This window comes from Barnesiella sp. CU968 (assembly GCF_905219685.1).
Classification (GTDB): Bacteria; Bacteroidota; Bacteroidia; order Bacteroidales; family Muribaculaceae; genus Lepagella; species Lepagella muris_A.
This window is the reverse complement of record NZ_CAJMXD010000072.1, coordinates 1-9997: the sequence shown is the minus strand read 5'-3', so window position 1 is coordinate 9997 and position 9997 is coordinate 1. Positions and strand designations below refer to the sequence as shown.

General features: G+C 45.9%; 7 protein-coding genes. All 7 read right to left on the bottom strand.

The genetic code is table 11. From position 1 onward, the window contains the following. A partial coding sequence (locus JX312_RS04550) for a hypothetical protein (protein ID WP_204457199.1) occupies positions 1-191 on the bottom strand: 191 nt, incomplete at its 3' end. Positions 192-281: 90 nt separating this feature from the next. Beyond that, positions 282-3839: a SusC/RagA family TonB-linked outer membrane protein gene (locus JX312_RS04545; protein ID WP_204457198.1), complete on the bottom strand. Its 3558-nt coding sequence runs from the start codon at positions 3837-3839 to the stop codon at positions 282-284. 457 nt (positions 3840-4296) lie between these two features. After that, on the bottom strand, positions 4297-5259 hold the full coding sequence (locus tag JX312_RS04540; RefSeq protein ID WP_124096589.1) for a FecR family protein: 963 nt from the start codon (positions 5257-5259) through the stop codon (positions 4297-4299). 16 nt (positions 5260-5275) lie between these two features. After that, positions 5276-5857 (bottom strand): sigma-70 family RNA polymerase sigma factor, encoded by a 582-nt coding sequence (locus tag JX312_RS04535; protein ID WP_123404144.1) that lies wholly within the window; start codon positions 5855-5857, stop codon positions 5276-5278. A 150-nt stretch (positions 5858-6007) separates the two neighbouring features. Continuing rightward, entirely contained in the window at positions 6008-8137 is a 2130-nt protein-coding gene (locus tag JX312_RS04530; RefSeq protein ID WP_124096588.1) for a DUF6259 domain-containing protein, read from the bottom strand. A 33-nt stretch (positions 8138-8170) separates the two neighbouring features. Beyond that, positions 8171-9067: an endonuclease/exonuclease/phosphatase family protein gene (locus JX312_RS04525; RefSeq protein WP_123404140.1), complete on the bottom strand. Its 897-nt coding sequence runs from the start codon at positions 9065-9067 to the stop codon at positions 8171-8173. Between the two features lie 68 nt (positions 9068-9135). Beyond that, positions 9136-9997: endonuclease/exonuclease/phosphatase family protein (locus tag JX312_RS04520; RefSeq protein WP_204457197.1), on the bottom strand; the 862-nt coding region annotated here is incomplete at its 5' end.

Below are 9997 nucleotides of genomic sequence, written 5' to 3'. Positions count from 1 at the left end.
TACCAGCTCAAGGAATGGGATGAAGCGGTAGGCATAAGCGTATAAAACGAATTTGTATATTGCCGCAATTCGGCTTCAGAACTGAAATATGTTTCAGGCGACATTGAATCTTCTGGATACTGATCCATACTCGTACATCCCCATAAGACGAATATACCTGCAACAGCAGTTAGATATCTGAGTATTTTCATGATTGATATTTGATGTTAAAAAGATTTCCTTTCACTTACTATCGTTAAAACTGTTTGGTTTTAAACAGTTTCTTAAATTTGGTCGGCTGCTCAGAAGGTTACATTGACACCGAATGTAAACGATTTCGAGAAGCCGTAAACCATTCCGTCGTTTGACTTGGTACCGGATTTCGTCGCAGTTTCTGGATCGATAGTCTTGCAATGCTTTTTGAAAGGTGACCAATATGCGAGATTCTCAGCAGAGAAATAAATACGCAGTTCATTGAAGACATTTTTCCAAACCGGCAATGTATATCCTACCGTCAGATTCTTAAGTCTCAGGTATGACACATCCTGAAGATATCGGTCATTGTTCACGTTGAGGGCTCGTTTGCCTGAATAAGCCTGATATGTGCGCAAGCGAGGGAAATAGGCATCCGGATTGTCTTCTGTCCATATTTCATTCTGGAATCCTTCTGGAATAAAGGCTATGAAAGGACGGCAATAAGGTCCCCAGAAAGTACGCGCCTCATTGCCGGGATACCAGTCGCATTTGCCGACACCCTGGAAGAATGCGGAAATATCTATTCCTTTCCACTGCAGACTGCCTCTGAAATTATAGTTATATCGAGGACGCTTGTTACCGATTATCACTCGGTCTCCGGAATCGCCCACTTTACTGTTACCCGGGGTGATGGCACCATCTCCATTGATGTCTATAAATTTCACATCACCTGCATGCAGACCGGGATTCGGACCCTTGTCCATCGCATTGTGCACATAATTCTTGCAATCGATGGTGTTCTGATATTCCTGAGCCTCTTCTTCCGTCCGGAAAAGACCGGCAACCCGATAACCCCAGATTTCACCGAGTGTCTCTCCCACGTAATGCTTGCCAAGCAACATCTCCGGGTTATCGAATTTAGTGATTTTGGAAATCTGGTCTCCCAAGCCTGCTCCGACTGAATATGTGAACGGACTTCCAAGAAGGTGAAAATTGTCAGTCCAGTTCACAGAAAGTTCATAACCTTTGGTGCGAAGATCCGCACAGTTGGAATTGGGCACAGTGGCTCCATACACATCGGGAAGCTGCGCTCCGCTCGTAAGCATGTCTTTAGTGTCGCGAATATAAAAATCACCCGACACTCCAAGTCTGTTATTGAAAAATCCGAGATCAAGACCCAGATTGTAGGTAATCACTTTCTCCCAAGTCAGGTCATCGGCAACGGGATCACTGACGTTTGCATAATATATATAAGACTCTCCATCAAACGTTATTCCCTTGTTTGCCTGATTAGTGGTCATCTCAAGGATATAGTCATAATATCCTACCTGCTGGTTGCCAAGCATACCATATGAGGCACGGAGCTTTCCGTTGCTCCATACCGGATGCAAAGGTTCGAAGAATTTTTCTTCGGAAAAACGCCAGCCGACCGAAGCAGAGGGAAAAAATCCCCATCTGTGATTTTTGGCGAACCTTGAAGTTCCGTCATAGCGTCCTGAAACCTCAATGAGATATTTGCCGGCATAATCATAATTGACTCGTCCGAAGAATCCATATGTCACAGCATTGTTTACTTTGTCAATAACTTCCGTATATTCTCCGGTAGCTATGTTAAGTGAGCTGACATCCTGACTCATAAGATCCTGACGACCTGCTTTAAAATAAAGATAGCGGTAGATTTCACCATTAAATCCAACCGTCGCTTTCAGATTATGATCACCGAAGCTGGGATCAAACTCCATGTAGGCATTTATTGTCTGACGCGTGGTGTTGGTCATGTTGCGGACAAACTTGTCAGTGAAACTCGACTTGTCGTAACCCTCGTCAATCCATTCTATCTCGCCTTCAGTGCGGCTGAAGGGAACGTTCACATATCGGCTTGAGCGTGTGGTGTTGCGGAACAGATAAGCATATTCACCAATTATTTTCCACCAGCTCAGTGGTCTGATTTCAATTGTATTTTTGATAAGGGCTTCGTTCTGCCGGTCTACCGTCTTGTGCTTGTTATAATTAAGCATGGCATTATACCCTGCACCCATGTTCACGGCATTCATGGAAATTAATCCCGGTGCGAACTGAAACAGTGATGTGCCGTCGGGGTTGGTGGAAGGAAATGCTGCATATGTATGAAGGAGAGCCTTGTATAAGAAATTATTTAGGTCGGATGTGCCTCCATGGTCATAATGTGAATTGAAGAAACTGGTGTTTACACGATATGTCAGCCAGTCTGTGATTCTTGCATTAACCTTGGCACGGAATGAATAACTTTTGAACGAATCGGCACCCTTCGCAAGCATTCCGTCTTCAAGATATGCGCGTCCGCTGACATAATAATTGACTTTTTTGGAGCCACCGGTCACAGAAACGTTATAATCCTGCATCGGACGATCTTTGCGGAAATAGTGGCTGTACCAATCATAATTGGCATAATACATCCAGTGCCCGTAAGGAGTTGGGACACACCATGGACGTTCGGGATTTTCAGTCTTGTCATCAAGACGCATCCACATCTGGGCATATTCGTTATCGCCATAACCTGTAAGGAAATAACGGGACTGGTCATTATACATAGAACTCTCGTTGAGATACATCTGCCAGAACCCGCTGGTAATATAATCGGAGCTTGTCGTCTGACGCTTCCAACCAGCCTTGAGGTCGAAACTCACACGTGCTCTGGAATCATTCTGTCCGGATTTTGTTGTGACCAGCACCACTCCCGCCGATGCCTTGGCACCATATACGGCAGCTGCCGACGCATCTTTAAGAATAGAAACGCTCTCTATATCATTGGCGTTCACTCGTGTAAGATCCATCTCCACGCCATCTACCAGAATGAGCGGTTTGCCACCGTTAATCGATGTTACTCCACGTATATTAATCGACACATCTGAATCAGGGCCGCCGGAACCCATTGACAGATTAAGCGAGGGGTCGGCTCCCTGCAGGGCTGTCGCCGCGTTACCCGTGGGTCTGCCGTTGAGATCTTTGGCGGTTACCACACTGACAGCTCCAGTCAGATTGACCTTCTTCTGGCTTCCGTAACCGACCACAACCACATCATCAAGATCTGATGCCATCTCCTGAAGACGTATGTCGTAAGATGACGAATCGTCAATTTTTACCGATTTGGGAGCATAACCGACATATGTAAGTTCAATCACATCACCTTTCTGTAGATCTTCAAGTGAGAATTTGCCGTCAAGATCAGTCACAACTGCCTTATTGGAATTCCTAACCTTCATGGTGACTCCTACCAACGGTTCCCCTTTCTCATCCGTTACAACTCCTTTTATCTTTTTCCGGGAATCTTTCTGCTCCTTTGTATTCTTCCTGGACTCTCCTTTTGTAGCGTCACCTTTCTGATAAACGACAACGGTGTTGTCATTTTTCAAAGTATAATCAAGCTGACTGTCTGCAAAAAGCTTATCGAGTGCAGAGCGTTCAGATGCGTTCTTAACGGAAAGCGACACCTTGCTGTCAAGTCCTTTAAGAGACACATTATAGAAGAAATGAAGATTCGATACCTTCTGGATTTCCTCCATAGCCTTGCGATAGCTGATTTGAGAGAAAGACACCGTCACCTCTGCCATCGCTGCAGATGAAATCGCCGCGACAGCTACAGATACTGCCGCAAATCTCAGTTTCTTAATAAATTCAATTTTCATGATGCCGTTCCTTTCACTTTAATGGTTTTTGATATCTCTATTTTCTCCCAATCGTAATTAGGATATTCAAGCCGTCCGAAGAAATAGAGTTTCACATCACCCGGCTCAGTGAGGGTGATTGTACTTGATACACATTGGCCACTCTCCTCAAACTCTTNAAAATCAACCGGATTTTCAGTGCTCTGGAACCACCAGGAGGTGTACCACCAGTAGGTAGATTTTTTCAGGGTAGGACCTGCAGGACTTGTCATGCGTATAGTGCATGTCACCTGATCGCCAACCTCATATACATCCTTCTCGGGACTGACCGTGATCTCGCTGAAGCCGGGGATTCCTCGGTCATCTTTCTCTTCACAGCTTCCCAACGGAAGAATTGCAATGAGCGTTAGCAGAATTCTTGCTGTAGTCTTTAACATGATTTTATAGGTTAATTAAAAGGTGATGAAATATTTTTACCTCATTCTGTATGAGTCTTGAAAACGTATACGGTGTTGTCTTTTTCTTTCCGATATTCCATTTCACATGCTTCGCACACTATGTCGAGCACGTGGTCGAGGTCTCCCTCCAGCATCATGCCATACACCCTCTCCGCTCGCAAAGAAGGCGTCTGGATATTTATTGCCGTCCCGTAAGTCCGAGACAGTCGTTTAAAGAGCGCCTCAAGAGTTATATTGTCGCAATGGATCTCTCCGTTCCTCCAGTCGCAATAATCCGAGGCGGTAACCATGTCTGTGTCAACATGACCGGAAGTGCGGTCATAATTCAGTAACATTCCCGGACGCATCTCTATATTCTCACGCGCTGAAACAGCGTTGACCTTGCCATCTTTGAGAACCACTGTCACAGTCTCGTCATCCTGATATGCGGTGACATTGAATTCTGTTCCACGGCACTCCACTTTCAAATTGTCACAATCAACGACAAACGGATGTCTGGCATCAGTCTTCACATCGAACCATGCCTCTCCATTTAGCTTCACGTTCCTGACCCCGGACTTTTTATCGTAGAAATAACTTATAAAAGTCTTGGAATTAAGAATCACCGATGACCCGTCTGGCAAAGCTATTCTTGACTTTTCTCCTCCCACTGTACGCACAGACAGGGGATGCTCAGGTTCATGATGCTCTATATTCAGGACCAGGAAAATACCGAATCCGGCAAAAAGAGCAGCTATCGTCAGTAGAAAGTATTTAAGACTGATTTTCTTCCCATGATTCCCTTTCACTATGTTCTGACATATATGGTCAAGGTCTGCACCTTTAGCCACCGGAGGCTGGGATGCAATCTCCTCCACCACCCATTCGTTGAGATGTCTGTCCGTGATTATCCAATTCGAGAGGAGAATTATTTCTTCCACAGATGCCTCCCCCCTGAGGGTATTTTCAGCTATATCGGTTATATCGTATTTAAGTTTATTCATATGGATTCTATCCGGTTTAAATGAAAAGTATTGAAAAAAGAACAGATACAGGCAGCATTACGGACACGACTATCCCATAGCGCTTCCGTAACTCTTCGCGCATGAAGCGTAATCCGAGTTGAAGATGTGTCTCTATAGTGCTCACAGAGAGATTCAGCTGTTCGGCAATCTCTTTGGTGGAATAATAATCAAGTTTGCTCATTTCAAACACTTTTCTTCTCATCGGAGGCATCTCTTCGAGCAGTGACCTTATATATTGCATCATAAAATTACCTTCTATGGTCTGGTCTGTCGTCAGTTCGGATTCCTTGCGATGTTGCATCAGATAGCGCTGATATATCCATTTCACAGTTTCATGGCGGCTTAGATTAAACACTATGTTTTTAGCAGTGGTGAAGAGATATGAATCTATATTCTCTACCTGAGCCGATGACTCAAGCCGCTCCCATAGTTTCTGAAAAGTTGTCTGGGTCACTTCTTCGGCAAGCCAGCTGTTGCCGTTGCTTATGGACAGGACAAAATTGAAGATCTTGCCGGAGCTTTGAAGGAAGGCTTGCTCGAATTTGTTCCTCACTTCCCTTTTACGATTGTGTGACATAGAAACGGTATAGATCTTAGGTTAATATTAGTGGATTATGTATCCGGAATCCACGGAGGTTACCTGGAGATTCCGGATACATATTTAAGACACGCAGACATCAGATTTCCGCTAATGGAATCTGGAAAGTGCCCGGAAACTTCAACGTTTTCAGATTTTATCAAAAACAAGGACTGCAAGGTCGTTCTGCCCGAACGCGGCACGCGTGCCGTCGGATTTGACCTGTGCGTTTCCGAGCACCGAGCTCTCGCGGAACTTATATCCCGGAACATCGATCACCGTTTCTTCCGGCTCGCCCGCCGAGACGCGTGTCGCCACGATAGCCATGCTGTCCCCATTGACAAAGGCACGCGCCTCTATCTCACGATTGGTAGAAGTGAAACCCTGAGTGTCGCGATAAGTGCCGGCAAGCAGAAGATCCGCATACTTGTCTCTTATGTCGTTCACTTTCTTAAGATATGCCTGATATACGGGGGTCTCGTCTATGAGACCGCGGCAACGGTATATCTCTATGTCGTTTACAAGTCCCTTTAACACTGTGTTGTTGACACGACGCGGAATATCGTTGTCATCGCGAACCTCTCTGTCAGACACCTTGACCTCGGGGAAAGTATAGCGGAACCAGTCTATGAAGCTGTTCGGACCGGCTGTGACCTGATAGATATGGATATAATCGCAATAATTGGCTGTCGCGTCCGTGAGCCATTCGGTGCCTAATGCAAATTCAGGGTCAAACTTGGCGTTGTGGTCCCGGATTTCCTTTAAGGTCCTGGCTTTGTCTGCGATCACACAATGGTTGGGCACCGGAAATTCGCGGCTTAGATCCCAGTTGGTCACAGCCTCGGCATAACCGAGCTGATCATAGAATACGGAATTGGCTCCGAGTCTGCGGGCACGGTCAGCCATCTGGATAAGTTTCTTGCGCCATTCCGCATTGCGGGTGTCGGCGACACAGAAGGTGCGTGCGTCATATGAACCGAGGAAGGAGCCGTTGCCCGTAAAACGGTATTGCTCGGTAAGCTCCGCGCCGGTATTGTCACAGTATGCTATTTTCTTTGCTTTCCCTTTTTTATAAAAATCACTTTCACGGTCTATGAGTTTGCCATTATAATACAGCAGAATCTTGCCACCGGCAGCCTTATAGTCGGCTATCGCCTTTTTCCAGGCTTCATCTCCACCCTCTTCCGTATTCGGCGAATAGTCGGGATTGCCGTTGTCCATGCCCTCAAGCCACCAGCCGAAGGGAAATACCACATCGCAACCTGAATCCTCGCCTGCTTTCTTTATGCGTCCGTTAAGATCGGCATAACGATAATGGTATTCGCCATATTGCGATTTAAAGATTATACGCTGCCAGCTCTTCATCTTTTTCACCCATTCCGGACTGTCGCGATGCTCCCACCAGCTTTTTGCCCATTCTTTATAGAAATCGGAGGTCTTGTGCCAGGTTCCGGTGTAAGGAGCGATTACATTCGCGGTGTTTACCCATGTTTCCCCGCAGAATACATGTGGAAATTTCTGGAAACCTGTTTCAAGCCGGGTGAATTTTTTATTGCCGTCAGGATAGAGACGCAGGCTGTGTCCCGTATCCTGGAATTTGGGATCGTGAGAACCGAGATACAGCCCCTCGGTGTCGTTCCACCATGCAAAGCAGTTTGACGCCATGTTTCCGCTGCATCCCGCCGTAGTGGCGCGTGTGGGATAAGCCGCAGGCATCTGGCGGAAACGTTGCGCGGGGGTCGCATAAGGCTTTGCCATGGAATGCTTCTCTATCAGCTCTTTGGGATTGTCATAGACCTGTCCGCCGGTGTGGGGTAAGAAAAGTTTATAGTCTTCAGGAAGCCTCATATCCTGAATAAGAGGATAATGCAACTCGCGCACAATAGTGTGTGGCTGGTTATTTGTGATCTCCGAACTGAACCGCACCATCTCGGGTTCGAGGGTGACGGTAAGCTTCAATGATACATTCACCGTTGTGTCTGCGTGTGTGACTTGCGGGTATGTAAGAATCAGACTATTCCCCTTCTGCTCAATTTCAGGAGATGATTGCATTCCGGCTGCGATTTCATTTTCCTTGAAACCCTTGCGCTCATAATAGAGCCGCCAGAGATAACCGTCACCGGCATAGTCACGACCGGTAGTCAGATTTTTCAGACTTTTAAGGCGTCCTCGCTCGTCTATGGCAATCTGAACTTTGTCATTCTTCAAAGTGTAGTTTTTTGCACTTGCGGCTGATATACCGCAACAACAAGCCAAGACGATAATAAATTGTCGTCTCATGATATTATTATTTTAAATGTATGTGAAAACTTTTCAGTATCTACATGTAAGCATCAGCGGATAATGATCTGATACATACTTCAGGCAATCCACCGGTTCGGTAATCGTTACAAATGAAATCGGTTCCACGTTACGATAATAGATATGGTCTATCTTGCGGTGAGGTGAATCCTCGCCTTTGCCGAATGCATTAAAACTGTTGATTTCAGGATGTTCGTCAAATTTGCGCGCATCTTCCATCCATTCATGATAGGGAGAAAGAGCCTTGACACCGTCATGGTTGATTGAGCCGTCCGCCTTCTGCAAGGAACAGTTCATGTCTCCGACAATGAAACATGTGCCGTCCTCCCCCGCTATGTCTTTGAGACGCTTAACGTTTAACTGAGATGCATGGAAGCGCGATCTTACATATGGTTCGGCTGCGAGATGCGGCTTTGTGCGCACCGGAAGATGTGTAGACATAGCAGTAAATTCCTTACCGCTTTTCTTGTCGCGAAGTTTTACCCAGACTGTTACACGCCACGTACTGTCGGGGGCATCGAAAGATGGAGACGGCACATCGGGGGTCGGCCCGAGATAGAAGAATCCACCATCCACCTTGTCAAATTTATCGGAACGATAAATCAGCCCTACATTTCCGCCGCGCCCGTCGCCGGTTCCCGGAACTTCCATATAGACGTATTCTGGCAGTGATTCCTTTAAATATGTCCGCTGTATGGTGCGCGGTTCCTGAAGACCAACCACATCGGGAGTCATCTTCTTTATCAAGTTCACGACTGCTCCTTTTCTGACATCCCAGGAGTTTTCACCGAGATCTTTCGGAGAATTATACCTCACGTTGAACGACATTATTTTCAGCTCTTCAGCGCATAGTGTGAATGCGCTGAAGAAAACTGAAAACAACGCGACTAAAACCTTGCCTTTTTTCATTCTGCAGTCCTTTCCCTACCTTAAATTTTGATTTTTTCAGCAACCTGTAGTGTTTGTTTTTAAGCTATTTAAATCTTCACCCGCAACATAATCGGATAGTGATCAGAGATATACTTAATGTTGTTGTATGGTTTTATTATTGTATTGAAATCTATAGTCTCTGCATTGCGGAAAAATATATGGTCAATGATACGGTTTGGAGTCATGGAGCCTGAACCGAAACTATTGAAAGAAGTAATTCCTGTCGCTGTGAGGTCCTTAGCCTCGTCTCTCGCATCTTTCATCCAGCCCAGCAATACTTCCCGCACCTGGGATCCATGTTTCGCCGTATTGCCGTTTTTGTCTTTCCACGAACAGTTGAAATCTCCCATCAGAAAACACAACATATCGTTTCCCGCCTTGACTTTCAGACGCTCCAGACAGAGTTCGGCACTAAGAATTCGTGCCTCTTCATATGGGGCGTTGTCATAATTACTATTGCCGGCACGCGTCGGAAAATGAGTACCCATCGCAATGAACTCTTTACCGCTATTGTTATCTTTAAGGTGCACCCATACCGTCGCACGCATTTGGTTGTCACCGACATTGAAGCATCTTGAAGGAGAATCCGGAGTGAAACTGAGGAAAAAATGTCCCGATTCTATCAAGGAAAACTTGTCTTTGAGATACAACATGACTATATTGGCACCCGAACCGGTACCGGTGTTGGGAATCTCCACGAATGAGTATTCCGTAAGCTTTTCCTTAAGATATTCACGTTGAGCAGTGCGAAGCTCCTGAGTTGCTATCACATCCGGCTGCTGATCCTTGATCATGGAAACGCAAGGCTCTTTGCGGTTATCCCATGATTTTGTGCCGGTATCACTTGAAGCGGGATAACGCATATTGAAAGACATTATCCGCAACTCGGCACTCTCCCCGGGAACAGGA